Annotated in this window: 21 protein-coding genes, 1 tRNA gene, 1 pseudogene and 1 riboswitch; of the genes and pseudogenes, 8 read left to right on the top strand and 15 right to left on the bottom strand. The window is 68.6% G+C overall.

The genetic code is table 11. The annotated features are described in order from the left end of the window. Positions 1–2,364 carry a TonB-dependent receptor gene (locus WS89_RS14240; protein ID WP_059791567.1) on the top strand — a complete coding sequence of 788 codons (2,364 nt, stop codon included), beginning with the start codon at positions 1–3 and terminating at the stop codon, positions 2,362–2,364. Then, a pseudogene (locus WS89_RS34650) lies at positions 2,352–2,725 on the top strand (exo-alpha-sialidase); the annotation flags it as partial. The gene WS89_RS14240 and the pseudogene WS89_RS34650, both read left to right, overlap by 13 nt. A gap of 180 nt (positions 2,726–2,905) precedes the next feature. Here the strand turns inward: WS89_RS34650 and WS89_RS14235 are convergent. Next, a complete protein-coding gene (locus WS89_RS14235) occupies positions 2,906–3,160 on the bottom strand; it encodes a GlsB/YeaQ/YmgE family stress response membrane protein (protein ID WP_006476609.1) in 255 nt (84 codons plus the stop codon). A gap of 447 nt (positions 3,161–3,607) precedes the next feature. On the opposite strand from WS89_RS14235, the gene WS89_RS14230 reads away from it, so the two are divergent. Then, positions 3,608–3,844, top strand: coding sequence for a hypothetical protein (locus tag WS89_RS14230; protein ID WP_059791565.1), 237 nt, complete (start codon positions 3,608–3,610; stop codon positions 3,842–3,844). Positions 3,845–4,011: 167 nt separating this feature from the next. On the opposite strand, the gene WS89_RS14225 is transcribed toward WS89_RS14230, so the two are convergent. From WS89_RS14225 to pepN, 3 genes are all read right to left on the bottom strand, one after another. Further along, positions 4,012–4,087, bottom strand: a tRNA-Thr gene (locus WS89_RS14225). 206 nt (positions 4,088–4,293) lie between these two features. Further along, a complete protein-coding gene (locus WS89_RS14220; protein ID WP_006485729.1) occupies positions 4,294–5,307 on the bottom strand; it encodes a class 1 fructose-bisphosphatase in 1,014 nt (337 codons plus the stop codon). Positions 5,308–5,591: 284 nt separating this feature from the next. Then, the gene (pepN, locus tag WS89_RS14215) at positions 5,592–8,285 is read right to left on the bottom strand and encodes an aminopeptidase N (RefSeq protein ID WP_059791564.1); all 2,694 of its coding nucleotides are present in this window, start codon (positions 8,283–8,285) and stop codon (positions 5,592–5,594) included. 187 nt (positions 8,286–8,472) lie between these two features. Between pepN and WS89_RS14210 the strand changes: the two genes are divergently transcribed. Further along, on the top strand, positions 8,473–9,174 hold the full coding sequence (locus WS89_RS14210) for a DUF4136 domain-containing protein (RefSeq protein ID WP_059499966.1): 702 nt from the start codon (positions 8,473–8,475) through the stop codon (positions 9,172–9,174). Between the two features lie 74 nt (positions 9,175–9,248). Here WS89_RS14210 and WS89_RS14205 read toward each other — a convergent pair whose 3' ends face one another. From WS89_RS14205 to WS89_RS14170, 8 genes are all read right to left on the bottom strand, one after another. Next, a complete protein-coding gene (locus tag WS89_RS14205) occupies positions 9,249–9,821 on the bottom strand; it encodes a TMEM165/GDT1 family protein (protein ID WP_059791562.1) in 573 nt (190 codons plus the stop codon). A 94-nt stretch (positions 9,822–9,915) separates the two neighbouring features. After that, a riboswitch (yybP-ykoY riboswitch) is annotated at positions 9,916–10,037 on the bottom strand. A 113-nt stretch (positions 10,038–10,150) separates the two neighbouring features. Then, on the bottom strand, positions 10,151–11,470 hold the full coding sequence (gene guaD, locus WS89_RS14200; RefSeq protein WP_059499968.1) for a guanine deaminase: 1,320 nt from the start codon (positions 11,468–11,470) through the stop codon (positions 10,151–10,153). Between the two features lie 16 nt (positions 11,471–11,486). Continuing rightward, complete coding sequence (locus WS89_RS14195; RefSeq protein ID WP_257128172.1) at positions 11,487–11,828, bottom strand: hypothetical protein; 342 nt, start codon at positions 11,826–11,828, stop codon at positions 11,487–11,489. 27 nt (positions 11,829–11,855) lie between these two features. Next, complete coding sequence (locus WS89_RS14190) at positions 11,856–12,881, bottom strand: adenosine deaminase (RefSeq protein ID WP_059499969.1); 1,026 nt, start codon at positions 12,879–12,881, stop codon at positions 11,856–11,858. A gap of 18 nt (positions 12,882–12,899) precedes the next feature. After that, positions 12,900–13,904, bottom strand: a complete 1,005-nt coding sequence (gene xdhC / locus WS89_RS14185) for a xanthine dehydrogenase accessory protein XdhC (protein ID WP_059791560.1) — start codon at positions 13,902–13,904, stop codon at positions 12,900–12,902. A 625-nt stretch (positions 13,905–14,529) separates the two neighbouring features. Beyond that, entirely contained in the window at positions 14,530–15,042 is a 513-nt protein-coding gene (locus tag WS89_RS14180; RefSeq protein ID WP_059791558.1) for a disulfide bond formation protein B, read from the bottom strand. 147 nt (positions 15,043–15,189) lie between these two features. Beyond that, complete coding sequence (locus tag WS89_RS14175) at positions 15,190–16,566, bottom strand: amidase (RefSeq protein WP_059791556.1); 1,377 nt, start codon at positions 16,564–16,566, stop codon at positions 15,190–15,192. Positions 16,567–16,576: 10 nt separating this feature from the next. Further along, positions 16,577–17,257 (bottom strand): GntR family transcriptional regulator, encoded by a 681-nt coding sequence (locus WS89_RS14170; protein ID WP_059499973.1) that lies wholly within the window; start codon positions 17,255–17,257, stop codon positions 16,577–16,579. Between the two features lie 271 nt (positions 17,258–17,528). On the opposite strand from WS89_RS14170, the gene WS89_RS14165 reads away from it, so the two are divergent. Both WS89_RS14165 and WS89_RS14160 read left to right on the top strand, forming a co-directional pair. Next, the gene (locus WS89_RS14165; RefSeq protein WP_059791554.1) at positions 17,529–18,719 is read left to right on the top strand and encodes a gamma-glutamyl-gamma-aminobutyrate hydrolase family protein; all 1,191 of its coding nucleotides are present in this window, start codon (positions 17,529–17,531) and stop codon (positions 18,717–18,719) included. Positions 18,720–18,834: 115 nt separating this feature from the next. Further along, complete coding sequence (locus tag WS89_RS14160) at positions 18,835–19,527, top strand: DUF2968 domain-containing protein (protein WP_059791552.1); 693 nt, start codon at positions 18,835–18,837, stop codon at positions 19,525–19,527. 78 nt (positions 19,528–19,605) lie between these two features. Here WS89_RS14160 and WS89_RS14155 read toward each other — a convergent pair whose 3' ends face one another. Further along, positions 19,606–20,550, bottom strand: a complete 945-nt coding sequence (locus WS89_RS14155; RefSeq protein ID WP_179949867.1) for a hypothetical protein — start codon at positions 20,548–20,550, stop codon at positions 19,606–19,608. Between the two features lie 346 nt (positions 20,551–20,896). On the opposite strand from WS89_RS14155, the gene WS89_RS14150 reads away from it, so the two are divergent. Further along, positions 20,897–22,192: an MFS transporter gene (locus WS89_RS14150; protein ID WP_034206702.1), complete on the top strand. Its 1,296-nt coding sequence runs from the start codon at positions 20,897–20,899 to the stop codon at positions 22,190–22,192. 82 nt (positions 22,193–22,274) lie between these two features. Here the strand turns inward: WS89_RS14150 and WS89_RS14145 are convergent, their stop codons facing one another. Then, on the bottom strand, positions 22,275–24,110 hold the full coding sequence (locus WS89_RS14145) for a tetratricopeptide repeat protein (protein ID WP_441294213.1): 1,836 nt from the start codon (positions 24,108–24,110) through the stop codon (positions 22,275–22,277). Positions 24,111–24,240: 130 nt separating this feature from the next. Here WS89_RS14145 and WS89_RS14140 point away from each other — a divergent pair, with 130 nt between their 5' ends. Next, positions 24,241–25,887 carry an FAD-dependent monooxygenase gene (locus tag WS89_RS14140; protein ID WP_059791548.1) on the top strand — a complete coding sequence of 549 codons (1,647 nt, stop codon included), beginning with the start codon at positions 24,241–24,243 and terminating at the stop codon, positions 25,885–25,887. Between the two features lie 8 nt (positions 25,888–25,895). Here WS89_RS14140 and WS89_RS14135 read toward each other — a convergent pair whose 3' ends face one another. Beyond that, the gene (locus tag WS89_RS14135) at positions 25,896–26,147 is read right to left on the bottom strand and encodes a formate dehydrogenase subunit delta (RefSeq protein ID WP_059499978.1); all 252 of its coding nucleotides are present in this window, start codon (positions 26,145–26,147) and stop codon (positions 25,896–25,898) included. Positions 26,148–26,152: the final 5 nt, after the last annotated feature.

Raw genomic sequence — 26,152 nt, 5'->3', positions numbered from 1 at the left:
ATGTCGTCTACTCTTGCCGCGCGACCGTCGCGCGGCCGGCTCGCGCTTGCATGCGCGGCCGCTTTCGCATGGCCGGCCGCTCACGCGGCTTCGATGGACGATGGACGCGCCGAAGCCGCCCGCAGCGGTGGCGTCGGCCGTCCCGCCACCGCCGCACCGGCTGCCGCTGGCGTCGCTGCGTCGGCCGCACCGGCCGGCGATACGCTGACCGCCGTCAGCGTGACCGCGCAACGGCAACCGGTCGACCCGGACACGCCGGCCGTCGTCACGTCGATCACGCGCGAGCAGATCGATGCGCACACCAACGTCACCACCGAGGACGCGCTGAAGTACGCGCCGAACCTGATGGTCCGCAAGCGCTACATCGGCGACCGCAACAGCATATTCGCGGGCCGCGACTTCAACGAATTGCAGAGCGCGCGCGGGCTCGTCTATGCCGACGGCGTGCTGCTGTCGAACCTGCTCGGGTCGAGCTATGCGTATCCGCCGCGCTGGTCGCTGATTCCGCCCGACGACATCGCGCGCGTCGATGTGCTCTACGGCCCTTTTTCCGCGCTGTATCCGGGCAATGCGATCGGCTCGACCGTGCTGCTCACCACGCGCCGCCCGGAACGGCTCGAGGCGTCGCTGTCGACGCAGTTCTTTACGCAGCGCTACCACGACGGCTACGGGTTCGCGGACAGCTTCGGCGGCAATCATCAGACCGCGCGAATCGCGAACCGCGTCGGCCGGTTCTGGTTCGCGCTGTCGCTCGACCGGCTGGAGAACGACGGACAGCCGATGCAGTATGCGAGCCCCAATTCGGCCTACAACCCGAAACTGGGCGCCGCCGTGCCCGTGACGGGCGCCGCGACCGACATCGGACCCAACGGCAAGCCGCGGACGATCGTCGGCGCACAGACGATCGAGCGGACCGAGCAGCTCAACGAGACGGTCCGGATGGGCTATGCGTTCACCGATCATGTCGATGCGACGCTGACGCTCGGGCATTGGGAGAACCATTACCGGCAGCACGGCGAGACCTTCCTGCGCGATGCGGCCGGCCATCCGGTCTACGGCGGCAACGTGTCGATCGGCGGCCGGAACATGACCGTCGCGCCGAACGCCTTCGCGCCGCAGCGTGGCGACCAGGAGAACTGGCTGTATGCGCTCGGGCTGAACGGCCGGCTCGATTCCGGCTGGCGGCTGTCGGGCGTCGTGTCCGCGTACGACGTCTCGCGCGACGTGCTGCGCGCGGCCTCGACCGTGCAGGGCGGCGCGGGCACGCTGTTCCAGGGCGACGGCACCGGCTGGCGCACGCTCGACCTGAAGGCGGAGGCGCCCGAAGTGAGGGGGCATGCGTTCACGTTCGGCTATCACTACGACAACTACTTCCTGCGCAACGTCACGTACAACACGGCTGACTGGCTGGCCGGGCCGACCACGTCGCTCGCGAGCGTCTATCGCGGCGACACGCGCACGCAGGCGCTGTTCGGGCAGGACACGTGGCGTTTCGCGCCGGGCTGGTTGGCGACGCTCGGGCTGCGCTACGAGCGCTGGGATGCGTACGGCGGCGCGCTCGGCAACGCGAACGGCACGCTCGGCTATGCGGACCGCAGCGCGAATGCGCTGTCGCCGAAAGTCGCGCTGCAGTGGGATGCGACCGAGGTCTGGCGTTTCCGGCTGTCGTTCGCGACCGGCACGCGATTCCCGACGGTCGGCGAACTGTTCCAGGGCACGATTTCGAACAACGCGATCGTCAACAACAACCCGAACCTGCGGCCGGAAAAGGCGATCGACTGGGATTTCACCGCCGAGCGCGACGTGGGCGTCGGCGTCGTGCGTGCCAGCGTGTTCCAGAGCGACCTGCGCGATTCGATCTACAGCCAGACGACGGTGTCGGGCGCGACGACCGTCACGAACATCTCGAACGTCGACCGCGTACGCGTACGCGGTGTCGAACTCGCGTTCAGCGGCGAGAACGTCGGGCTGCGCGGGTTCAACGTCGATGCGAACGTATCGGCGAGCAACGCGCAGATTCTCGCCGATGCCGCGAACCCGGCCTACGTCGGTTCGCGTTTCCCGCGCATTCCGCGCATGCGCGCGAACCTGCTCGCGTCGTATCGCTTCGACGAGCACTGGCTCGCGAGCGTCGGCGTGCGCTATTCGGGACGCCAGTTCAACACGCTCGACAACAGCGACGTGAATCCGGACGTCTACGGCGGGACGAGTTCGTTCACGGTCGTCGATCTGAAGGCGCGCTACCGCTTCGATCGTCACTGGAGCGCGTCGGCCGGCATCGACAACCTGACGGACCGCCGCTACTACACATTCCACCCGTATCCGGGCCGCACTTTCTATGGAGAACTGAAATGGTCGCTGTGAAATCGTTCGCGGCAGACCGTGCGCCGTGGTTGGCGGCGCTGTCACCCGCCGGCGCGCACGGTGGGCCGGGGCCGCCGATCCGGTCGCCGCGCATATGAGCATGCAGGCCGCGTCTGCGCAGGAAGCAGCCGCTCGCGACCGGCGCCGCGTTCGACGACGCGCGGTGCCCGCTTTGGGTCGCCTGGGTAGACGGTGCTCATGTCGTCGACCCACGCGACGATGCGGGCCGCACGCTGTCCGCGCCCGTCACCGTCTACACGGTGCCGGAGCGGATCTACACGCGCGCCGACAATCGCCCGAAGCTCGCGACGAGCCCGGACCGGCGTGCGGTTACGTATCGTGGTCGATGCCGCTCGATGCGGGATGAAGAGGGGATGCCGCGCACCGTATCGATCGGGCGCGAAGGGGATTGCTGGCGGCCGGCGTGCTCGATGGTTGGCGGCAGCAAACGGAGCGCTGACCGAGCCGGCGGCGCGCGGCGAACCGGCCGCGCGCCGGCCCGATGCGAAAACGCGCCCGAAGGCGCGTGGGGAGAGAAACGTCAGGCCGCTCGCCTGAATAGCCGGATCACGAACAGCAGGATCACCGCGCCGATGACCGCGACGATCACCGAGCCGATGAAGCCGCTGCCGATGCTGATGCCGAGCAGTCCGGCAAGCCACCCGCCGATGACCGCGCCGACGATGCCGACGATGATGTCGACGATCAGCCCGAAGCCGCCGCCCTTCACGAGCAAGCCGGCAAGCCAGCCGGCGATCGCGCCGATGATGAGCCACATAATCAAGCCATGAGTCATGGTGGTCCTCTCCTTGGGGTTGAGTCGAAATGACCGCGCGTCGGCTGCCGCACGCCGAAAAACTGAAAGCGGCTGCGACCGCCGCGCCGCCCACGCAATGTAACGCGATAGACGGGTCAGGATCGTTAAGTAATGTTATGCACCCTTAAGCAGATTTGCCAAGGGGGATTTGTCTGCGTAGGGCACGATTCGTGCGCCCACGTTTGGCGAAATGGATTTGTAAGGATTGGCCGCCGCTGGAGTCCGTCGGCTGCGTCGCAATCAGTCGCGCGACCGTCGCGCATCGCCGATCGCCTCGATCGAAAGCAGTGCAAAACGGGCGAGGCGGCACGACTCGCCGCTTCGCCGATCCGGGGCATCGTGTGGCGCGGATCGGCGTAGGGCGCTCATATCCGATGTCCGTCATCGTTCGGTATCCTGAAGGACGGGATTCGGTCGTGGTGTGCGGTGGAGCGGGAGATCAACCGTGGCGGCCATGTCGTCGGTGCGTGCGTCGCGCCCGAGCCCGAGATGGACGGTGCCGTTGAGTGCGCCGTCGAGGTCGGCCAGTTGGCCATCGTCGCCATGGCCGCCGCGCAGACCGTGACGCTGCGCACCGCGAGGGGCGATGCGATCGCTGGTGGCCGTCGCGTGCGTGGAAACGTCGTGTCGATGCGTCAGCGAGGTTGTGTGGAGAACGGCTGACGCGACGATCGGCAACGAGCAAGGCTACGTGCGCGGTTGCCGAACGCGCATGTGATCGCGCGCGGCGTAAGCGGCGATCGGGAGGGGCGTCGTCGAACGACTTCAGGATTTCGGCGCCGGAAAAGAGAAAAGGTCTGACAAGCGATGCTTGTCAGACCTTTATGTCTTGGTGCCGGAGATAGGAGTCGAACCTACGACCTTCGCATTACGAATGCGCTGCTCTACCAACTGAGCTACACCGGCAGCAGAGAAATGAAATTATATGGTGAAATCCGCGATCTTGGCAATAGGTTTTGCGAAATTTTTTCAGCTTGCTGCGGCTGCTTCGCGAAACCCTCGATCCGGCGGACTTTCCGCTTTCACTTCACTGCGACGCGACCCGTTAGGGCCACATCGCGAAGGCGCGATTGTACTGATGTCTCGCGCCTCCGTCCAGTGCTGCAGTGCAATTATTTTGCTTCGTCGTGATAGCCGGTCACGCGCTCGACTTCGTTCTTCGAGCCGAGGAACACGGGCACGCGCTGGTGCAGGCCGGTCGGCTGCACTTCCATGATGCGCTGCGTGCCGGTCGTCGCGGCGCCGCCCGCCTGTTCGACGATGAACGACATCGGGTTCGCTTCGTACATCAGGCGCAGCTTGCCCGGACGATCGGGCGTGCGCTTGTCGGCCGGATACATGAAGATGCCGCCGCGATTCAGGATCCGGTGCACGTCGGCCACCATCGACGCGATCCAGCGCATGTTGAAGTTGTCGCCGCGCGGGCCGTCCTTGCCGGCGTTCAGTTCGTCGACGTAGCGCTTGACCGGGTCGTACCAGTGGCGGGCGTTCGACGCGTTGATCGCGTATTCGCGCGTATCGGCCGGGATCTGCATGTTGCTCTGCGTGAGCACCCACGAGCCGACTTCGCGATCGAGCGTGAAGCAGTTCACGCCGTTGCCGGTCGTCAGCACGAACACCGTCTGCGGGCCGTAGACGGCGTAGCCGGCCGCGACCTGCTGCGTGCCGGGCTGCAGGAACGATTCTTCGGTCGCCTGCTTGCCGTCCGGGCAGCGCAGCACCGAGAAGATCGTGCCGATCGACACGTTCACGTCGATGTTCGACGAGCCGTCGAGCGGATCGAACACGAGCAGGTATTCGCCGCGCGGGTAGTTCGCCGGGATCGGGAAGAACGTCTCCATTTCTTCCGACGCCATCGCGGCGAGGTTGCCGCCCCATTCGTTCGCGTCGAGCAGGATTTCGTTCGACAGGATGTCGAGCTTCTTCTGCACTTCGCCCTGGACGTTCTCGCTGCCGGCGGTGCCGAGCGCCTCGCCGAGCGCGCCCTTCGACACGTTGTAGCTGATCGCCTTGCACGCGCGGGCGACGACTTCGATCAGCAGGCGCAGGTCGGCGGGGAGGTTGTTGGTCTCACGTTGCTGTTCGATCAGGAACTTCGACAGCGTGGTGCGGCGGGCAATGGACATGACAGACTCCGAAAGGCCAAAGAATCCTTGAATGGCCGCAATTTTACCCGCCGCGCTTCCGATGCCGCCGGCTTTTTTCGTCCGGTTACATGGCCGGGCCGCCGAATCGGGTATGGGTCGGGTGGCGATGACGGGTGGGGCGCGCATCGCGACGCAGGGACGCCGCGCGGTCCGACCCCGCGCGTGCGTCTGCTTTCAGGACGGGCACGCGCAATAAAAAAGCCGGCGCCGCGTCGGGCGGCGCCGGCTCGATCGCGCGGACGCGACAGCGTCGATCGCCCGACTTACGCGAGCGCTTTCTCGACGATCTCGCGCACGTCACGCGATTTCGCGCCGGCGGCGACCTGTTCGAGCGCTTCGTGCATCCGGTCGCGCAGCGTCGGCGTGAAGCGGCGCCACAGTTCGAGCGAGCGCGCGAGGCGTGCCGCGACCTGCGGGTTGATCGCGTCGAGCGCGAGCACCTGTTCGGCCCAGAACGCGTAGCCCGAACCGTCCGCCGCGTGGAATTGCGCGGGGTTGGCCGCGCAGAAGCTGAAGATCAGCGAGCGCGCACGGTTCGGATTCTTCAGGTTGAACGCGGGGTGCGCGAGCAGCTTGCGCACCTTCGCGAGCGTCGGCTGCGCGGGCGTGCCGCGTTGCGCCGCCTGCATCGCGAACCACTTGTCGATCACGAGCGCCTCCTTCTCGAAGCGACGGTAGAAGTCGTCGAGCGCGTGCTCGGCCGGCCCGTTCGCGCCCGCGGCGGCCGCGGACAGCAGCGCGCCGAGCGCAGCCGCGCGATCGGTCATGTTGTTCGCCGCGTCGTACTGGGCCGTGGCGAGGCGCACAGCATCGGCCGGATCGTCGAGTTCGGCGAGATACGCGAGCGCGAGGTTCTTCAGCGCGCGGCGGCCCGAGGCTTCCGGCGTCGGCTCATAGGCGCCGGGCGTCTGGTGCCGTTCGTATGCGGCGAGCCAGTCGGCGCGCAGCGCGCTCGCGAGCTGGCGGCGCACGAACTGGCGCGCGCGATGCACGGCGGCCGGGTCGGCCTCGGCCATCTGGTCGGCGAGATAGGTTTCCGACGGCAGCGTCAGCGCGAGTTCGCGGAATGCCGGCGACAGGCTTTCATCGGTCAGCACGCGACGGAACGCCGCGACGAAATTCTCGCCGAGGGCGAGCGGCGCATCGGCGGCGGCACGTGCGGCGAGCGTCAGCAGCGCGCGTGTCGCGAGGCGCTGGCCGGCCTCCCAGCGGTTGAACGGATCGCTGTCGTGCGCGAGCAGGAACGCGAGATCGTCGTCGCTGTAGTCGTACTCGACGATCACCGGCGACGAGAAGTTGCGCAGCAGCGACGGCAGCGGCGCTTCCGGCACGTCGACGAACGTGAAGGTCTGCTCGGTATCGGTGAACTCGAGCACGCGCGTCGTGCCCGATGCGGCGGCTTCGCCGTCCAGACGCAGCGGCAGGTCGCGGCCGTCGCGGCCGATCAGGCCGATCGCGAACGGAATCAGCAGCGGCCCCTGCTGCGTTTCGCGCGCGGCCGGCGACGCGTCGCCGTAGCCTTGCGCGAGGGTGATCGTATAACGGCGCGCGGACGCGTCGTACGCGGTGCGCACCGACACGCGCGGCGTGCCGGCCTGGCTGTACCAGCGCTCGAATTGCGCGAGGTCGCGCCCGTTCGCGTCGGCCATCGCGTGACGGAAGTCGTCGCAGGTCACCGCGTGGCCGTCGTGGCGCTTGAAGTAGAGATCCATCCCCTTGCGGAAGCCGTCGCGGCCGAACAGCGTCTGGTACATCCGCACGACTTCCGAGCCTTTCTCGTAGACCGTCATCGTGTAGAAGTTGTTGATCTCGACGTAGCTCTCCGGGCGCACCGGGTGCGCCATCGGGCCGGCATCCTCGGCGAACTGGAGTTGGCGCAGCACGCGCACGTCCTCGATGCGCTTCACCGCGCGGGCCGCCGATTCGACGTCGTCGCCCGCGGCCATGTCGGCCGAGAATTCCTGGTCGCGGAACACCGTCAGGCCTTCCTTCAGGCTCAACTGGAACCAGTCGCGGCAGGTCACGCGGTTGCCGGTCCAGTTGTGGAAGTACTCGTGGCCGACCACCGACTCGATGTTCGCGAAATCGGTGTCGGTCGCGGTCTCGGGGTTCGCCAGCACGTACTTCGTGTTGAAGATGTTGAGCCCCTTGTTTTCCATCGCGCCCATGTTGAAATCGCCGACCGCGACGATCATGAAGCGGTCGAGATCGAGCTCGAGACCGAAGCGCTTTTCGTCCCAGCGGATCGAGTGGATCAGCGAATCCATCGCGCGGCGCGTCTTGTCGAGATCGGCCGGTTCGACCCACACCTGCAGCAGCTTTTCCTTGCCGGAGCCGGTCGTGATCGTTTCCTCGATCGCGACGAGCTTGCCCGCGACCAGCGCGAACAGGTAGCTCGGCTTGCGGAACGGGTCTTCCCATTTCGCGAAGTGGCGGCCGTCGGGCAGGTCGCCCGAATCGACGAGGTTGCCGTTCGACAGCAGCACCGGGTACGCGGCCTTGTCGGCACGCAGCGTGACGGTGTACGACGCCATCACGTCGGGGCGGTCGAGGAAGTAGGTGATGCGGCGAAAGCCTTCGGCTTCGCACTGCGTGAAGAAGTTGCCGCTCGACACGTAGAGGCCCGACAGCGTCGTATTCTGATCGGGGGCGCACGCGCTTTCGAGCGTCAGCTCGAACGCCTCGGGCACGTTCTCGACCGTCAGGCCGTGTTCGTGCGCGCGCACCGCGCCGTGCGGCGCGCCATCCAGCCGCGCGCCGAGGAATTCGAGCGCCTCGCCCATCAGTTCCAGGTGGGGCGCGGGCGCGGCGTCCGGATTGCGGCGCACGCGCATCGTATTCCTGACGATCGTGCGGGCCGGCGCGAGATCGAATTCGAGTGCAACGGCATCGATGAGGAAGGCCGGCGGCGTATAGTCGGCGCGGCGGATCACGGTGGAGGAGGCGTTGTCGGACATGGTCGTCGAGATCGGTGGAGTGGGGATCGGGCCCGCGGCGCGGGCCGGGCGAACCGGGCCATTGTACAAAGGCTTGCCGCCGCGTGCCGCTGCGAACTTTTTACCGCTTCCGGGAGTCCGCGTATTATCGGCATCCCGTGCGCTTCGCGCGGTGCGACGAACGGGTGATGGATCGACGAGGATCGACATGAAACGCGAATGGATACAACGCGGTGCGGGCTGGGTTGCGGTGCTGTGCGTGGCGCTGCTGGCGGGCTGCACGAGCTACGTGACGACGCAGGTCACGGCCTTCTCCGACTGGAGCGGCAGCGACGCGACACGCACTTACGCCTTCACGCGCACCGACGCGCAGAAGCACAGCATCGAGCAGTCGACCTACGAGCCGATCGTCGCGAACGAATTGTCTGTGTACGCGTTCCGCCAGGTGCCGGCCGCGCAGGCGCGCTATCTGGTCGGCCTGACGTACGGCGTCGGCAGCGATCTGGTGACGGTGCCGCAGCCGGTCTACTACGACCCGTGGTTCATGGGGCCTGGGCCGTACTGGCGGGGCGGGCCGTGGGGCCCGTGGGGGCCATGGGGCGGGATGCCGGCCGGCTATGTCGCGCAGACCTACCAGGTGTTCGATTACACGCTCGGCATCCGGATCACCGAGCGCGCGACCGGCAAGGAGGTCTACAACGTGACCGCGCGCACCACCGGCGACAACGGCGCGCTGCTGTACGCGATGCCGTTCCTCGCGCGCAGCGCGCTCGCCGATTTCCCGTTGTCGAACGGCGCGATCCGCACCGTGCGGCTGCCGGTCGACAAGCGCGGCGGGCCGGCCGCGCCGGCCGCCAACGAGCGCGCGGTGCCGGCGGCCCCGGCGTCGGGCGCGGCGGTCGCGAAGTAATGCGATCGCGGTACGGGCGCGGCCGCGCGGCCGCGCCGCTCGCTCGCCTGCATCGAGCGGGCGTCAAACCTGCGTCAAATCCCGATACCCAGCAGCGCCAGCACGCCGAGCACGACGAACAGCACGGCCGCGATGCCGTGCACGAGCTTCGTCGGCAGACGGTGCGCGAAGCGGTCGCCGAGCAGGATCGCCGGCACGTTCGCGAGCATCATTCCGAACGTCGTGCCGGCCACGACGCCGATGTAATCCTGGAAGCGCGCCGCCAGCGCAACGGTCGCGATCTGCGTCTTGTCGCCCATTTCGGCGAGGAAGAACGCGACGAGCGTCGCGCCGAACACGCCGAGCCGCGAGCGGGTCGCATTGGCTTCGTCCTCGTCGAGCTTGTCCGGCACGAGAATCCACAGCCCCATTGCGATGAACGAGAACGCGAGCGCCCAACGCATGATCGACGGCGTGACGAGTACGCCCAGCCATTCGCCGAGCGCACCGGCGAACCCGTGATTCACGAGCGTCGCGACGAGCACGCCGAGAATGATCGGCATCGGCTTGCGATAGCGCGCAGCCAGGACGAGGGAAAGCAGTTGGGTCTTGTCGCCGATTTCAGCGAGGGCGACGGCGCCGGTGGAGATCAGGAAGGCTTGAGACACGAATGGGGTTCCACGGGCCGTTGTTGTGCGTGCGAGCGACGATCCACCGCGCGCCGGGCCCTGATGCGGCGCGCTGTGAACCATCGGTCTCGCCAGGCCAACGTGGCTGCGCCCGCCATGGCCGAACGGCCAAGTCTGTTGACGGACGCCCCCGTCACGATGCGCGCCGGTGGCGCGGGACATCGAGCGGAGCGGCTACTCCCCAATGAGCGGCGAATTCTAGCACGGCGCATTGCACGCGGGAAAGCGGTCCGGCCGCCGTGCATTCGATCGCCGGCATGCACGGCGGCGAAGCTGCCGCGCTGCCGGAACGGCGTGCCCGCCGGGCGTTACGCGGCGGTGGGGCGGCGAGCGGCGCCGCGCTCGTGCACGAGTTCGCCGGCCGCATAGGTGCGGTACACCGCGCGGTCGTCGCCGAGCAGCGCGAACGCGAACAGCAGTTCCTCGAGCGAATCCGCGCGCTTCGTGCGGCGCGCGAGCAGCGGCGTCGCCTGCGGGTCGAGCACGACGAAATCGGCTTCGGTGCGCGGCTGGAGCGTGCCGACCGTGTCCGTGAGGTCGAGCGCCTGCGCGGCGCCGGCCGTCGCGAGCCAGAACATCCGCGTGGCGGTCAGATGATGGCCCGACAGCCGCGCGACCTTGTGCGCCTCGTTCATCGTCTGCAGCATCGAGAACGACGTGCCGCCGCCGACGTCGGTCGCGAGCGTGACGGGCACGTCGTATTCGCCGGCCTTGTCGAAATCGAACAGCCCGCTGCCGAGGAAGAAATTCGACGTCGGGCAGTGCGCGACGACGGTGCGCGTCTCGGCCATCCGGCGGCGATCCTCGTCGTCGAGGTGGATGCAGTGGCCGTACACCGCGCGCGGACGCAGCAGCCCGTAGCGGTCGTAGATGTCGAGATAGCTGCGGTGGCCGGGGAACAGCTCGGCCACCCATTTCACCTCGTCGACGTTTTCCGCGACGTGGCTTTGCACGAACACGTCCGGATGGCGGCGCGCGAGTTCGCTGCACGCCTCGAGCTGCGCCTCGGTCGACGTCGGCGCGAAGCGCGGCGTGAGCGCGTACATCTGGCGCCCCTTGCCGTGCCAGCGGTCGATCAGCTCGGCGCTGTCGTCATAGCCCGATTGCGCGGTGTCGCGCAGGAATTCGGGGCAGTTGCGGTCCATCAGCACCTTGCCCGCGATCATCCGCAGGTCGCGTGCGTCGCTCGCCGCGAACAGCGCATCGGCCGACTGCTTGTGCACCGTGCAGTAGACGAGCGCGCTCGTCGTGCCGCACGCGAGCAGTTCGTCGACGAAGAACTCGGCGACTTCGCGCGCATGCTCGGGGTCGCCGAACTGGCGCTCGGTCGGGAACGTGTACTTGTCGAGCCACGGCAACAGGCCCGGGGCCGGCGACGCGATCATGTCCGTCTGCGGATAGTGGATGTGCGTGTCGATGAAGCCGGGCACGATCAGCTTGTCGCGCAGGTCGTGGACCACCGCGTCGCGCGCAAGCGTCGCGGCGAGCCGTGCATACGGGCCGGCCGCGACGACCTTGCCGGCGTCGACGATCAGGAGTCCGTCGGTCTCGTAGTTCGCGGCCTGGCTCGATTGCGCCGGGTCGCCGTTGAAGGTCAGCAGTTGGGAACGGAAAGCGGTTTGCGTCATGACGAAAGGTCCTGCATCAAGGTAAGGCGAACGGAAGAAGGCGATCGACGCCGCATGGCGGCGGGACGGTGCTTCGCGAGCGGCGGCGGCACGCGACGTGCGGCACGACCGGGGCAACGGCGCGGGTGAACGTGGCGGCCGGAGCCGCCAACGAGTGGTTGCCCGCACACCTCGCGGCCGTTGCGTCCGCAACCGGTGCGCCCGCATCCGGTACGACGGCGAACGGCACGGCAAGCCGCGACGGCCGGTGCAAGCAGGCGACGACGCGCTGCACGGTCGCTCCGCCTGCACGCAGTCGGCCGGCCCGGCGCCAGGCCGAACCGGCGATCGCGAAGCGAATGTCGTTGCCGTGTTTCATCCGTCTAGCGTTCCTCGATGCGGGTCGTCACGCGGCCTTCCAGTAAGCGTCGAGGCGCGCGTACAGTGCGTCGCGCTGCGCCGGCTCGATGAACGACGCCTCGAAGCCGTTGCGGATCACCGCATGGACTTCGGCGTCCGTGAGTTGCAGCCCTTCGGCCGTCGCGAAGTAGTTTTCGTTGACGTAGCCGCCGAAATAGGCCGGATCGTCGGAATTGATCGTCACCGCCACGCCACGGTCGAGCAGGGCCTTCAGCGTATGCTTCGCCATGTCGTCGAACACGCACAGCTTCAGGTTCGACAGCGGGCAGACGGTGAGCGCCGTGCGCGTCTTCGCGAGGCGTTCGACGAGCGCCGCATCTTCGATGCTGCGCACGCCGTGGTCGATCCGGTCGACCTTCAGCACGTCGAGTGCTTCGTAGATATACGCAGGCGGACCTTCCTCGCCGGCGTGCGCGACGAGCTTCAGCCCGAGCGCACGCGCCTTCTCGAACACGCGCGCGAACTTCGTCGGCGGATGGCCGAGCTCCGACGAATCGAGGCCCACGCCGATCAGGCGATGACGATAGCGTTCGAACAGCGGCAATGCGGATTCGAACGTCGCGAGCGCATCTTCTTCGGACAGGTGGCGCAGGAAGCACAGGATCAGTTTGCTCGACAGCCCGCGTCGTTCGGCATCGGCGAGTGCGCGCTCGATGCCCGCGACGACCGTCTCGATCGGCACGCCACGCTCGGTGTGCGTCTGCGGGTCGAAGAACAGTTCGGTGTGGACGACGTTGTCGGCGAGCGCGCGTTCGCAGTACGCGGCCGTCATGTCGTAGAAATCCTGCTCGGTGAGCAGCACGCTCGCGCCGGCGTAGTAGATGTCGAGGAACGATTGCAGGTCGGTGAACGCGTATGCGGCGCGCAGCGCATCGATCGAATCGTACGCGAGCTTCACGCCGTTGCGCTGCGCGAGCGCGAAGATCAGCTCGGGCTCGAGCGAGCCTTCGATATGGATATGCAACTCCGCTTTCGGTGCGCGGGCAATCTTGTCCTTGAATGTCGGGGTCATGGCGTCGTTCTTGGTCGGTCAGTAGGATGGGGAAGTCTGCGCGGACGCATTCGCCTCGACGGCCTGCAGCAACTGCGCGGCCACCGAGATCGCGATCACTTCGGGCGCCTTGTCGACGATGCCTTCGACGCCGATCGGGCAGCGCATCCGCGCGAGCTGGGCCGGGTCGATGCCGATCGCGGCGAGGCGATGATCGAACTGCGCGCGTTTCGTGTGCGAGCCGGTCATCCCGAAGTATGCATAGTCGCCGCGTCGCAGGATGCGCTCGGCCAGCGCGAAATCGAGTGCGTGGTCGTGCGTCATCACGACGAAGTAGGACTGCGGCGGCGCTGCATCGACCGCGTCCGCCGGGGAAGCGGCCGCGTCGATCGCGAGGTTGCCGATGCCGGCGAGCGCGTCGGCCGGCGGGAATACCGCATCGGGCCGGTCGATCCAGCGCACGTGGCACGGCAGCGTCGCCAGCACCTTCACGAGCGCGGTGCCGATGTGCCCGGCGCCGAACAGCATGACGGGGAACGCGTACGGGGCGATCGTTTCGGTCATCAGCGATACGCCGCCGGTTTCCCACAGCAGGCAGTCGGCGCGCGCGGCTTCCGATTCGGGCTCGCTCAACAGCGGCGCGCCCGGCGAGGGGCCGAATGATACGCTACGGACGGTCGCGGCGCCGGCCGCGACGCGCTTCGCGAGCGACATGATCCAGCCGAGATCGCCGACGTCGAGCCGCTCGAATGCGAGCACCACGGCGCCGCCGCAGCACTGCCCGAGGCTCGGGCCGAGCGCGAGCCGCTCGAGCCGGCGTGCGTGCGGCACGTGCGCGCCGTCCTTCAGCAGGTGCCGCGCGATCTCGATCGCCTTCCATTCCAGATGACCGCCGCCGATCGTATGGCGTGCCGTGTCGCGCGTGACGAGCATCTTGGTGCCGGCCTCGCGCGGCGCGGAGCCGTCGGTGTGCGCGACCGTCACGAGCACGGCCGCTTCGCCGTGCGCGAGCAGTTGCTGCAGATCGCCGAGCCAGGCTTCCATCAGCACGCTCTGTTCGGGACGACGCGGCACGACACGCGGCGCGGGCTGGCGGGCGCGGCGGCAACGAGGACGGACGGGAGCGGGGCAGCCCGGCCGCACGGCCGATGCGGTGCGGCGGCCGGGGACCGACGGCGTGCGCGAACGGCGCCGCCGGACGCGCGGACGCCATGAGGGTGACGGATGCGGATGGTTTGCGTTGTCATGATGAATCCAGTCGACATTGCGGATCGGGCGCGCGTTACGCAGGCAGCGGTGAGACCGCCTAGCCTCGCGCACGTAGATCGCCATCCAGTCCCGAAGATAGCACCGCCACGCGGCGGGAACATGGGCGGGCGGTGATCCGGGCTATCAGGCGGCGACCATGTCGATCATAGGCCCGCTGCGCGGGATCGGGGCGCCGAGGCATGCACATCGGGCCGAAACGCCCGTGTGACGGGCGCGAGCGCGGCGATTGCGCGACGCACGCCGGCTCGGCGATCCGGACGGCGGCGGGGTAGGTGTTTACGCGCGACGACCGGGCGAGGCCGGCGCAGGCGCCCGCCGCGACCGGGTGGCGACTCGCCGGCGCCGCGCGGCCCATTCGGCCGGGCCGTGCAGGCCGTGGGCCGGCAAAACGGCCGGCCGGTCAGCTCGCGAGCTTGCGGCGATGGCGCCAGAGGTTCGCGACGACCGCGATCAGGATCACGGCGAATCCGATCAGCGCCCAGCCGGGCAGCAGGATGCCGAAGATCGGCGGGTAGACGGTCTCGCACAGCCCGGCGACCTTGAACATGCCGGGGAACCACTGCGCGGGCGGCAGGCTGTCGACGATCGGCTGCAGCGTGTCGAAGCCGCAGCTGAAGCCCGGATTCATCTGGATCGACAGGTGTCGCGCGGCCGTGGCAACGCCGCCGGCCGCGGCGATCGCGATCAGCAGTTCGAGCACCCAGATGCCGCGCCAGTTGCGGATCCCCGCGGCCAGGAACGCGAAGATCCCGATCGCGCAGAAGAAGTAGCGCTGGATGATGCACAGCGGGCACGGGTCTTCGTTCTTCACGTACTGCAGGTACAGCGCGCCGGCCAGCAGGGCGATGCACACCCATCCGAGCAGCATCAGCAGGCGGCGTTCGCGGCGTAGTGCAAGCGTGTAGTCGTTCATGTCGGCGGGGTTCCTCGTCGGTCGGTCCGGAAAACAATCGCGCGATTTTAGCGCGAACGGTCTGGCACGAAACTGACGGCGCGCGTGCGGCACCCTGCCGCACCGCGCGCGGGCCGCCGGCGATCGGCTGGCCACCGGCTGGCGCGGTCAGCGGATCGTGTTCAGCACGGCTTCGACCGACTGGCCGATCGCGAGCAGCGCATCGTCGCGATGCGGCGCCGCCGCGAGCATCAGGCCGACCGGCGCGGCATCGCGCGGATGGCACGGCAGCGACAGCCCGCATGCATCGAGGAAGTTGAATGCGCTGGGGTTGCGCAGGATCAGCGCGTTGGTGCGCGTGAACGCGTCGTCGTCCGTTTCGAGTTCGGCGATGCGCGGCGGCACGACCGGCACCGTCGGCGCGACGAGCGCATCGAAGCGCGACCAGACCGTGTGCGCGGCTTCGTCGAGCATCGCGGCGCGTGCGGCGAGCAGGTCCAGATAGTCGGCGGCCGTCGCGGGCTCGCCCTTCAGGATCCGCGTCAGCACGCGCGGGTCGTACCGGTCGCGATGGGTGGCGAGCAGCGGGCGATGCCATGCGTACGCTTCGATCGGCGAGAAGCCGAAACGGTTGATCTCCGGCAACCGGTCGAGCGCGGGGAAGCGCACTTCGGTGACGATCGCGCCGGCGGCTTCGAGATGCTTGAGCGCGGTGTCGAGCGCGGCCGCGACGTCGGCATCGACGCCGTCCGTCACGTAGTTCGTCAGCACGCCGAGCCGCACGCCCTCGAGCGGCCGGGCAGCCGGCACGTGCGGCTCGAGCCCCGCGAGCATCCGGTCGACGAGCGCGCAGCACGCGACCGTCAGGCCGATCGGGCCGAACGAGTCGAGCGTCGTCGACAGCGGCACGCCGCCTTGCGTCGGAATCCGGCTCGCGGTCGGCTTGAAACCCGTCAGCCCGCACAGCGCGGCCGGAATGCGGATCGAGCCGCCAGTGTCGGTGCCGAGCGCGACCGCAGCCATCCCGTCGGCGACCGATGCGGCCGCACCCGACGACGAGCCGCCCGAAATCCGTGCATCGCCCGGCACGTCGCGATGGTACGGCGAGCGCGGGGTGCCGAAGTGCGGATTCAGCCCGAGCCCCGAGAACGCGAACTCGCTCATGTTGGTGCGGCCGACCAGCACCGCGCCCGCACGCTTGAGCCGCGCGACGGCGACCGCATCGGTGCGCGCGACCGGCGCGCCGTCGAGTACGCGCGAACCCGCGCGCGTGACCTGGCCCGCGACGTCGAACAGATCCTTGACCGACACGGGAATGCCCGCGAGCGGCGACAGCACGGTGCCCGCGGCGCGCAGCCGGTCGTGTGCGTCGGCGGCCGCGCGGGCGTTGTCCGCATCGACTTCGGTGAAGACGACGGCGCCCTGGCCCGACGGATCGGCGATCCGGTCGAGTGCGGTGTCGACGAGCGCGCGGCTCGTGGTCCGGCCGGCGGCGAGGTCGGCGGCGAGCTGGGCGAGCGGGGGGAAGGGCGTGAAAGTGGTCATGGCGGGCGGCTCAGGGGCGAAGATGTTGAAGAAGCGTGGAGCGAAACGAATCGATATGGCGTTCGACGGCTGCGCGCGCGCCGGCGGCGTCGCGTGCGGACAGCCGATCGAACAGCGCGCGGTGCTCGTGCTGGACGTCGGCGAGATGGTGCGGTTCGGACAGCGTGACGAACCAGAAGCGCAGCGAACGATCGTGCAGTGCGCGCAGGATGTCGGCGAGCACCGCGTTGCGCGCGGCCGCGGCGATCGTCTGATGAAACGCGCGGTCGAGCGCCATCATGCCCTCGACGTCGTGGGTGTCGACGCAGGCCTGCCCGTCGTCGAGCAGCGCGGCCAGGCGCGCGAGATCGTCGGGCGTTGCATGGCGCGCGGCGAGTTCGGCGCAGTGCGCTTCGTTGATGCGCCGCACGTCGATCACCGCGACGATGTCGTCGAGCGACAGCGGCTGCACCATCAAGCCCTTGCGCGGCATCACGGACAGCAACCCTTCGAGCACGAGCCGATGCACGGCCTGGTGCACCGGTGTGCGGCCGATCCCCGTGCGGGCGACGAGATCGGCTTCGTTGAGCGCGGCGCCCGGCTTCAGGCGCATCGTGATGATGTCCCGCTGAATCAGCGCGTACGCGCGCTCGGCGAGGCTGGCCGGCGACGCGGCGGCGCGGTCGCGGGCGACGTCGGTGAGGGTGCTCACACGGGGTGCGGCGCAAGGGCCGGAAGGGGCGCGATCATGGCGCGGATGGCTCGGAAAGGATGAACGATCTCTGGATATTATTGTGATATATCAGCGATGTCCAGCATGGTCGATACGAGGCGGGCGCGTGACCGAGCCGCTCTCCGGTACGACTTGCCAACGACTTGCAACAATATCGACAGGATGTTGCCGGTTTGCCGCGCGATCGTGCACTGAAGCATAATGAATCCTCGTCTATCCCTACGCGCGAGCGACGCATCAGACCATCGTCATGAGCGAAAACACGCCTTCTCCGGCCGGTCTGCCCGGCACCTCTTCCGCTTCTTCCGATTCCCCCCGTCCCGATCCGGCGAAAACGCCCGCTGCGCCGGCCACGCAGGCCGCCGCGGAGAACGTCGCCGACGACGGTGCGTCGCCCGTCACGGCCGCATCCGAGCCGGGTGCGCCCGGCGCGGCGGGCGCCGTCGGTGATGGCGCCGCCACGGCCGCGCCGCCGAAGCCCGGCTCGCCGCCGCCCGGCTTCGGCGCGCCGCCCGATTTCGACACGCCCCGGCCACCCCCCGCGAACGCGCAGAATGCGCCGCCGGCCTACTTGAAGCAGAGCGACACGCCGTGGTCGGTGTTCGGCCGGATCGTCGCGGCCCGCGCGCGACGGCTGTTCGACCGTGCCGGCCAGCGCATTACGCAGCGCACGCTGCGCATCGGCGTGTCGGCGCGGATCTTCCATCCGGAGCCGGGCGCGAAGGGGTTGCGCGGCAAGACGCTGCAGTATCTCGAGGAGTCGATCGCCCACTGGGTGATGTCGCGCGACGTGCTCGTGTTCATGATTCCGACGGTCGGCCATCAAGGCATGATCCATCCGAGCAACATCCGCCTGCGCGATTACGCGAAGCATCTCGACGGCCTGCTGCTGCAAGGCGGCGCCGACGTGTCGCCGCAGACCTACGCGGCGTCGGATGCGCGCCCCGAATGGCCGGGCGATCGCGTGCGCGACATGTACGAGCTCGAACTGCTGCACGAATTCGTCGAGTCCGGCAAACCCGTGCTCGGCGTGTGTCGCGGCTGCCAGCTGATCAACGTCGCGTTCGGCGGCTCGCTGTACCAGGACATCGCCACCGACGTGCCGACCGCGAACGCGCACGTGAGCGAGCATTACGACCAGCATCGCCACGCGATCCGCTTCCCCGACTCGTCGACGCTCGCGAGCATGTTCCCGGGGCGCAGCGAAGCGATCGTCAACTCGATACACCACCAGGCGATCCGCGATCTCGGCCGCGATCTGAACATCGAGGCCGTGTCGGCCGGCGACGGGATCATCGAAGGCATTCGCCATCGGCGTTCGCCGTTCGTCGTCGGCGTGCAGTGGCATCCGGAGTTTCATCGCGCGGGCGGCTCGGAACTGCTCGACTGCACGCCGCTGCTCGATGCGTTCCTGCGCGCGGCGCGCGAAACGCGTCTGTAGTACGCGGCATTTTTCGCGTCGCACGACGGCCGGCCGCATTCCGATAAATTCGAGATGCGGCCGTTTCGTTTTGAACGATAATCGCGAGTTCCGATTCGTTCGCCGGAGTCTGACGTTGGCTTTCCGAAACTTCTTTCCTGCACGATGCGCGACGTGGATCGTCGCGCTGGTTGCCTGCGCACAAGCGGGCACGGCCTGGTCCGCCGATGCGACCGCACCTGCCGCCGGTACGCGTCCGGCGGTCACGAGCCTGAGCGGCGGCGCGCAGCCGGCGGCATCGGCCGCGACGGACGCCGCCGCGCAAGGCAACGTCGCCGAGCTGACGCAACTGCTGCACGACGGCCGGATCGTCGAGATGCGCACGACGTACAACGGCAGCTACGGCGCGAGCCTGATGTTCGATCCGCGGGAGATGACGTACTACGTCGCGCTGTTCCAGGACAAGAACCTGTGGCGCGTGATCCGTTCGCAGGAAAAGAACCGCGCGGAGATGGTGTACGCGAACTTCGTCCAGCAGACGGCGCAGCTTGCCGATATCGAGATCCGCCGGACCGAGCTGCAGGCGCAGAAGGCATTTCTCGAACGCGTGATCGCGCTGCAGGCGAATCGTGCGCAGCAGTTGCAGGCCGACTTGAGCATCGCGCGCAGCCAGCAGGCCGAAGTCGCGCAGCGGCAGAAGTCGGCGCAGGAGCAGGCGCAGGCGCTGCAGGTCGAGAAGCGGGCTGCGCAGTTGCAGTTGCGCGATCTGCAGGAGCAGGTGCGGCAACTCGAGAAGCAGACCGAGACGGGGCTGTCCGCGCACAAGTAACGATTCGTCGAACGGACGGAGCGAGACGAGCAAAAACCCGGCGAAGCGATCTTCGCCGGGTTTTTTATTGCGCGGGCGTCAGTGAGCGAACGCGTCCGGCGCGTCGGTCACGCGACGGTGCGACAGTTGCGACGTCCAGTCGAAACCGGCCGCGGGCGGCGGCGCCGGGCGCGCGGGCTGGGTGGCGCGCAGCGCGTTCGCCATGGCAATCAACGTGGCCGGATCGTCGAGCGAGTCGCGGGTATCGCGCGTGTCTGCCAGACGCGGCGGGGGAGCGAGCCGATCGGGTGTGCCGGTGGGGCGCGCGCTGCGCTGGGTCGACGGATGTGCGGCCAGCCGCGGCACGACCGGTGTGCGGGGCGGTGCTTTCGTTGCGCGCGGGCTGGTTGTCCGACGTGGCGAGGCAGGGTGGACGTGCCGCGCGTCGGTCGCCGCTTGCGGGTGAAGCGACGCCGGGCGAACTGCGATGCGATGCGTGGCTGGCGGCGATCCGATCGTGTTCGCGACAAGCGTCGCCACGTTGCGCTGCGGTATGACGTGCGTCGACGTACCAGGTCGTGCCGTAGCGGCGTGAATCGTGCCGGTCGATGTTGCGACGACATCGGCCGAACTGCCGGCTGCTTGCGTCCCGTATGCAGGACCGAACCCCGCAGGCGGGTCGTACGCGCCGATCAGCCCGCCGATGATGCCGAGTGCGCCGATGCTCCAGCAGACGGCGTAGATCGCGCGCCGGTCGTGAGGGCGGCGCACGCGACGGGTGGCTGCCGCAGCCGGCGTGACGGCCACCCCGACCGAAGCCGGTAGCGATACCACCGCAGGCAGCGGTTGCCATCGGCACGCGTGGTGTGGCCGGTCGACATCGATGCAGGACGTCGTCAGTGTCGCGAGGCAGGGCCTGCCGGGCCGTGTGCCGGGCGCGCCGGGTAGTCGCCATTCGCGGCCGAACGGCGGGACGTGATCGAGCGGAGTGGCGCGCGGGCGGGCGAGCGCGCCTTCGACCGGGACGAGAGGCAATGGGGTCATGAAGAGAGTACGCCGTGCGACACGGGCGACCGTGCCGGCGCGGCGCGGAAATGTCGTCGCAAATCCTGCATTGTGGTCGGCAGGCGAATGCCGGTCGATCAGATCAATCTGATTCTCGTACCCGTTTCGGGGCGACGTGTACGAGACGGATACCGCGAAGGTCATGACAGGGCGCCACAAGGCAAATGTCGGGCTGACGTGGCATGATTCGCGAATCATGCCGGCGGCGCACCGTTACGCGTTGCCGGCGGGCAGCGATGCCCGTGCGCACCGGCTCGGCCCGGCGCGTCGTGCATCGTCGGATTCATGCGGTGCGGTATGCGCCGTCCGAGCTGAGCGAGAAAACATGTCCACTGCGTCCCCTGCCATCGCGCAGGAATCGAAAGTCCGCACCGTCTTCCGGGTCGTCAGCGGCAACTTCCTGGAAATGTACGACTTCATGGTCTACGGGTATTACGCGTCGGCCATCGCGAAAACGTACTTTCCGAGCGGCAACGCCTTCGCATCGCTGATGCTGTCGCTGTCGGTATTCGGCGCGGGCTTCCTGATGCGGCCGGTCGGTGCGATCGTGCTCGGCGCGTATATCGACCATCACGGCCGCCGCAAGGGGCTGATCCTGACGCTCGGGCTGATGGCGATCGGCACGCTCACGGTGGCCGCGATACCGGGATACGCGACGATCGGCGTGCTGGCGCCGGTGCTCGTGCTGTTCGGCCGATTGTTGCAAGGTTTCTCGGCGGGCGTCGAACTCGGCGGCGTGTCGGTCTACCTGTCGGAGATCGCGACGAAGGGCCACAAGGGGTTCTACACGTCGTGGCAGTCGGGGAGCCAGCAGGTGGCCGTCGTGTTCGCCGCGTTCGTCGGCGTCGTGCTGAACCGCGCACTGCCGGTCGAGGAAATGACCGCGTGGGGCTGGCGCATTCCGTTCCTCATCGGCTGCCTGATCGTGCCGTTCCTGTTCCTGATCCGCCGGTCGCTGAAGGAGACCGACGAATTTCTTGCAAAGCGTCACCGCCCGACGATGGGCGAGATCATGCGCTCGATGCTCGACAACTGGGGTGTCGTGGTGGCCGGCATGGGGATGGTGATCATGACGACGGTGTCGTTCTACATGATTACCGCCTACACGCCGACCTTCGGCAAGGAAGTGCTGCATCTGTCGTCGCTCGACGCGCTGGTCGTGACCGTCTGCGTCGGGATCTCGAACCTCGTGTGGCTGCCGCTGTCCGGTGCGCTGTCCGACCGCATCGGCCGTCGCCCCGTGCTGATCGCGTTCACCGTGCTGACGTTGCTGTCGGCTTACCCGGCCGTGCTGTGGCTCGTCGGCGATCCGTCGTTCCTGCGGCTGCTCGCGGTCGAGCTGTGGCTGTCGTTCCTGTACGCGTCGTACAACGGGGCGATGGTCGTCGCGCTGACCGAAGTGATGCCGGCCGACGTGCGTACGGCCGGCTTCTCGCTCGCGTACAGCCTGGCAACGACGATCGGCGGCTTCACGCCGGCGATCTCGACGCTGCTGATCCACCAGACGGGCAATAAAGCGGCGCCCGGGCTGTGGTTGAGCGTGGCCGCGATCTGCGGCTTGATCGCGACGCTCGTGCTCTATCGCACCGCCGACGCGCGCAACCAGTACAAGTCGGCCTGACGGCGGCCGGTCTGTCGCGCGGCGTCGGCCGCGCATCGCATCGAAAAAAGGGAGCGCCATGCGCTCCCTTTCTCGTTGGCGGTCATGCCTCGCGCAGCATGTCGGCCACCGCGGCCGCCACGTCGAGCCATGCGCCCGGCGCAGGCTGCCGGGCGATCCTGGCCTGCGGATACCACGGGCAGTCGTCGCCGGTGAACCAGCGCCAGTCGGGCGCGAACGGCAGCATGACCCACAGCGGCTTGCCGAGCGCGCCCGCGAGGTGCGCGACGGCCGTGTCGATCGTGACGACGCCGTCGAGCCGTTCGATCAGCGCCGCCGTATCGGCAAAGTCGTTCAGCCGGCCGTCGAGGCGATGCACGCGCGGATGTGCGTCGACGCGCGCTCGTTCGTCGTCGTCCAGCGCGGGCTGCAGCACGATCCAGTCGATGTCCGGCAGCGCGAGCAACGGCGCGAGCGCGTCGAACGGCATCGAGCGGTTTTCCTGCGCCTGCCGGCGCCCCGACCATGCCAGGCCGAACTTGCGTTTCGACTGCCCGCCGAGCGACCCGCGAAAGCGCCGCCGGGCGCCGTCGGGCGCATCGAGATAGCGCGAGCCGACGATGTCTTCCGGCTGAAGCCCGAGCAGGAACGGCAGGCTCATCAGCGTGCAGCCGACGTCCGCGACAGGCGGCTTCGCGGCGCCTTGCGCGATGAGCGTCACGCGCCAGCGCGACGCGGCCGGCGTCAGCAGTGCGACGAGTTCCGGCTGGACTTCGAGCACGACGCGCGCGCAGCGTGCGCGGGCCAGCGGCACGAAGCGCACGAACTGCAGCGTGTCGCCGAACCCCTGTTCCGCGCGAATCAGCAACGTACGCGACGCAATCGGCTCGCCCTGCCAGCGCGGCAGCGCGCCGAGCGGCGTCGCGCCGGGCGTCTCGTGGCGCGCTTCGTAGGCGGGCAGGCCGCGCGTGAAGTCGCGCAGCGTCAGCAGCGTGACCGCGCGATGCAGCCGCGCGAGCGTGAGATCGGGCGCGACGCGCAGCGCCTGGTCGAATGCGCGCAGCGCCATCTCGTGCGCGCCGAGCGCGTGATGCGCGTTGCCGAGATTCAGCCACGCGAGCCCGAACGACGGATCGAGCCCGACGGCGCGTTCGTAGTAGGGCAGCGCGTCGCGGTGGCGCGCCTGCGCGCAGAGTGCGTTCGCGAGCCCGAACAGCGCGAGCGGAAACGGCGGGTGCAGCGCGAGCGCGGCTTCGAAGGCGGCGGCCGCCTCGGCATGCCGGCCGACCGCGTCGAACGTGTTGCCGAGATTGAAATGCGCGGCGACGAACCGCGGCTGCGCGGCGATCGCGGCCTGGAAGTGCGTGATCGCCTCGTCGGCGCGACCCATCGCGCTCAGCGCCATCGCGAGATTGTTGTGCGCGCCCGCATGCCCGGGCCGGAGCTCGAGCGCGCGACGGAACGCGGCGAGCGCGTCGTCGTGGCGGCCGAGCGCGTTCAGCGCGTTGCCGAGATTGTTGTGGATCGATGCGTCGTCGGGCGTGAGCTGCAGCGCGCGGCCGAAGGCGTCGATCGCATCGTCGTGACGCTGCACCGCCGCATAGGCGTTGCCGAGGTTGTAGTGCGCGAGCGGAAACTCGGGCGCGAGCGTCAGCGCGTTGCGAAAGCGGTCGATCGCTTCGTCGAGCCGGCCGAGCGCTTTCAGCGCGTTGCCGAGATTGAGCTGCAGCGCGGCATCGTCCGGACGCAGCGCGACGGCGCGGCCGACGAGATCGGCCGCCTCGGCGTGCTGGCCCTGCTGGTGCCGCAGCACGCCGAACAGGTGCAGCGCGTCGGCGTCGGCGGGGTTGGAGGCGAGCGCGTTGCGATAGCCGTGCTCGGCCTCGGCGAGGCGACCCGCGCGGTGCGCGGCGTATGCCCGGTCGAATGCGGAATCCATGACGCGAAAACTGGCGGAAAGCGCGTATTTTCCCACACCGTGCGGCGCGGGCGCGTATCGGCCGGTCGGCATATGGCCCCGTGACGCGGAGCGGCGTAGACTTGCAGAGTCGCGTGTCATCGAGGGTCTCATGGCTGACACACTGTCCGATATCCCACCCGTGCTGATCGTCGGCGCGGGGCCGACCGGCCTTGCCGCGGCGATGAGCCTCGCGCGTGCCCGCGTGCCGGTGCGCATCATCGATCGTCTCGTCGCGCCGGCGCCGTTTTCGCGTGCGATCGGCATCCAGGCGCGCACGCTCGAGCTGCTGGAGCAGCATCGTGCGGTCGAACCGTTTCTCGCGCTCGGCCATCGCGCACATGCGGCCGAGCTGCATGCCGACGGCCGCGTGATCGCACGGCTCGATTTCGATCCGCTGCAAACGCGCTATCCGTATCTGATGTTTCTCGATCAGAGCATCACCGAGCGGCTGCTCGCCGAACACCTGGCCACATTGGGCGTGACCGTCGAACGCGGGACGACGCTGACCGCATGCGACGCGGGCGGCACGTCGCTCGACGTGACGCTGCGCCGCGCCGACGGCCGCGAAGAGTCGTTCACCCCGTCATACCTGATTGCCGCCGACGGCGCGCACAGCACGGTCAGGCATCTCCTCGGCCTCGGCTTTGCCGGGCATGCGTTCGAACAGACTTTCCTGCTTGCCGATTTCGCGGCGATACCCGACTGGCCGGACGAGGAGATCCATCTGTTCACGACGCCCGCAGGCATCGCGGGCCTGTTTCCGATGGGAGGCGGCCGTTACCGGCTCGTGGCGGACCGGCCGCCCGGCAGCGGTGCGTCGCCCGACGCACCGGCTCCGTCGCTCGCGGAATGCGACGCGATCATCCGCGCGCGCGTCGGCGCGTCGATCTCGCCAAGCGATCTCGCGTGGTCGTCCTATTTCCACCTGCACAGCCGGATGGTCGACAGGCTGCGTCATGGCCGCGTGTTCTTCGCGGGCGACGCCGCGCACGTCCACAGCCCGGCCGGCGCGCAGGGCATGAACACCGGCATCCAGGAGGCGTTCAACCTCGGCTGGAAGCTCGCGCGCGTCCTCGGCGCAGGCGCGCCCGAGCGGTTGCTCGACACGTATCACGCGGAGCGCCATCCGATCGAGCGCGACGTGTTGCGGCAGACCGGTTTCGTCACCCAGGTGGTCGAAGCCGAACGCGGTGCGATGAAGCTGCTGCGCGATCATGTCGTGCCGCTGCTGGCGTCGTTCGGGCCGATGCGTGACGCGCTCAGGCGCACGGTGAGCGAACTCGGCGTGCAGTATCGGAAGAGTCCGCTCACGCTCGAGCGCGTGCTCGACGGCGGCCCGCGCGCGGGCGAGCGCGCGCCCGATGCGCTCGTGCACGTGCTCGACGGGCCGCTCGGTCGGGCGCCCGGCACGGCGCGGCTATACGATCTTCACGATCCGGCGAGTTTCACGCTGTTGCTGCTGGAAGAACCGGTGAATACCGACGCCGGCGAAGTGCCGCCGATCCCGGCCGATGCGCAGGCGCTCGTGCAGGGGCTCGAACGGATCATGCCGGAAGCGGTGCGCGTGTGGCGCGTCGCCGATGCCGAAGGCGACGGTGCAGCGGGGCTCGCGCAGGAATACGGCCGCTCGCGGCCGTCGTTCTATCTGCTGCGGCCCGATGGCTATGTCGCCGCGCGGGGGCGCACGGCGACCGACGCCAACGCATTGCTGCGCCACTGCGAAAGCTGGTTCGCGGGCATGTCGGTGTCCGCGTAGCCGGGCGGTCAGGCGGGCGCTGCGGCAGGGACGAGCGACGCGCGATGCGCGGCGATCGCATCGCGCACGATCGGCATCGCGCGTTGCCCGGCTTCGCTCGACGGGTCGTCGAGCGCGGCGAGCAACGCGCGTCGCATCCGCGGCTCCCAGAAGCGCCGGATATGCTCGGCGATCCCGGTCAGCGCTTCGTCGCGATCGGGCATCGATTCGAAGAATGCGCCGATCTGATTGGCCATGTCGATCAGGTGGTCGTTGTCCATTGCGG

It is taken from the genome of Burkholderia sp. MSMB1072 (assembly GCF_001524725.1).
Taxonomy (GTDB): Bacteria; Pseudomonadota; Gammaproteobacteria; order Burkholderiales; family Burkholderiaceae; genus Burkholderia.
This window is presented reverse-complemented; position numbering and strand designations above follow the sequence as displayed.

Excerpts from the sequence above, each read along its gene's own strand:
- pepN (WP_059791564.1), bottom strand. The coding sequence starts at position 8,285 with ATGTCCGACAACGCCTCCTCCACCGTGATCCGCCGCGCCGACTATACG.
- xdhC (WP_059791560.1), bottom strand. The coding sequence starts at position 13,904 with ATGGAAGCCTGGCTCGGCGATCTGCAGCAACTGCTCGCGCACGGCGAA.
- WS89_RS14190 (WP_059499969.1), bottom strand. The coding sequence starts at position 12,881 with ATGACCCCGACATTCAAGGACAAGATTGCCCGCGCACCGAAAGCGGAG.
- WS89_RS14155 (WP_179949867.1), bottom strand. The coding sequence starts at position 20,550 with ATGACCCCATTGCCTCTCGTCCCGGTCGAAGGCGCGCTCGCCCGCCCG.
- WS89_RS14195 (WP_257128172.1), bottom strand. The coding sequence starts at position 11,828 with ATGAAACACGGCAACGACATTCGCTTCGCGATCGCCGGTTCGGCCTGG.
- WS89_RS14240 (WP_059791567.1), top strand. The coding sequence starts at position 1 with ATGTCGTCTACTCTTGCCGCGCGACCGTCGCGCGGCCGGCTCGCGCTT.
- WS89_RS14235 (WP_006476609.1), bottom strand. The coding sequence starts at position 3,160 with ATGACTCATGGCTTGATTATGTGGCTCATCATCGGCGCGATCGCCGGC.
- guaD (WP_059499968.1), bottom strand. The coding sequence starts at position 11,470 with ATGACGCAAACCGCTTTCCGTTCCCAACTGCTGACCTTCAACGGCGAC.
- WS89_RS14220 (WP_006485729.1), bottom strand. The coding sequence starts at position 5,307 with ATGTCCATTGCCCGCCGCACCACGCTGTCGAAGTTCCTGATCGAACAG.
- WS89_RS14210 (WP_059499966.1), top strand. The coding sequence starts at position 8,473 with ATGAAACGCGAATGGATACAACGCGGTGCGGGCTGGGTTGCGGTGCTG.
- WS89_RS14145 (WP_441294213.1), bottom strand. The coding sequence starts at position 24,110 with ATGGATTCCGCATTCGACCGGGCATACGCCGCGCACCGCGCGGGTCGC.
- WS89_RS14140 (WP_059791548.1), top strand. The coding sequence starts at position 24,241 with ATGGCTGACACACTGTCCGATATCCCACCCGTGCTGATCGTCGGCGCG.
- WS89_RS14135 (WP_059499978.1), bottom strand. The coding sequence starts at position 26,147 with ATGGACAACGACCACCTGATCGACATGGCCAATCAGATCGGCGCATTC.
- WS89_RS14150 (WP_034206702.1), top strand. The coding sequence starts at position 20,897 with ATGTCCACTGCGTCCCCTGCCATCGCGCAGGAATCGAAAGTCCGCACC.
- WS89_RS14175 (WP_059791556.1), bottom strand. The coding sequence starts at position 16,566 with ATGACCACTTTCACGCCCTTCCCCCCGCTCGCCCAGCTCGCCGCCGAC.
- WS89_RS14180 (WP_059791558.1), bottom strand. The coding sequence starts at position 15,042 with ATGAACGACTACACGCTTGCACTACGCCGCGAACGCCGCCTGCTGATG.
- WS89_RS14165 (WP_059791554.1), top strand. The coding sequence starts at position 17,529 with ATGAGCGAAAACACGCCTTCTCCGGCCGGTCTGCCCGGCACCTCTTCC.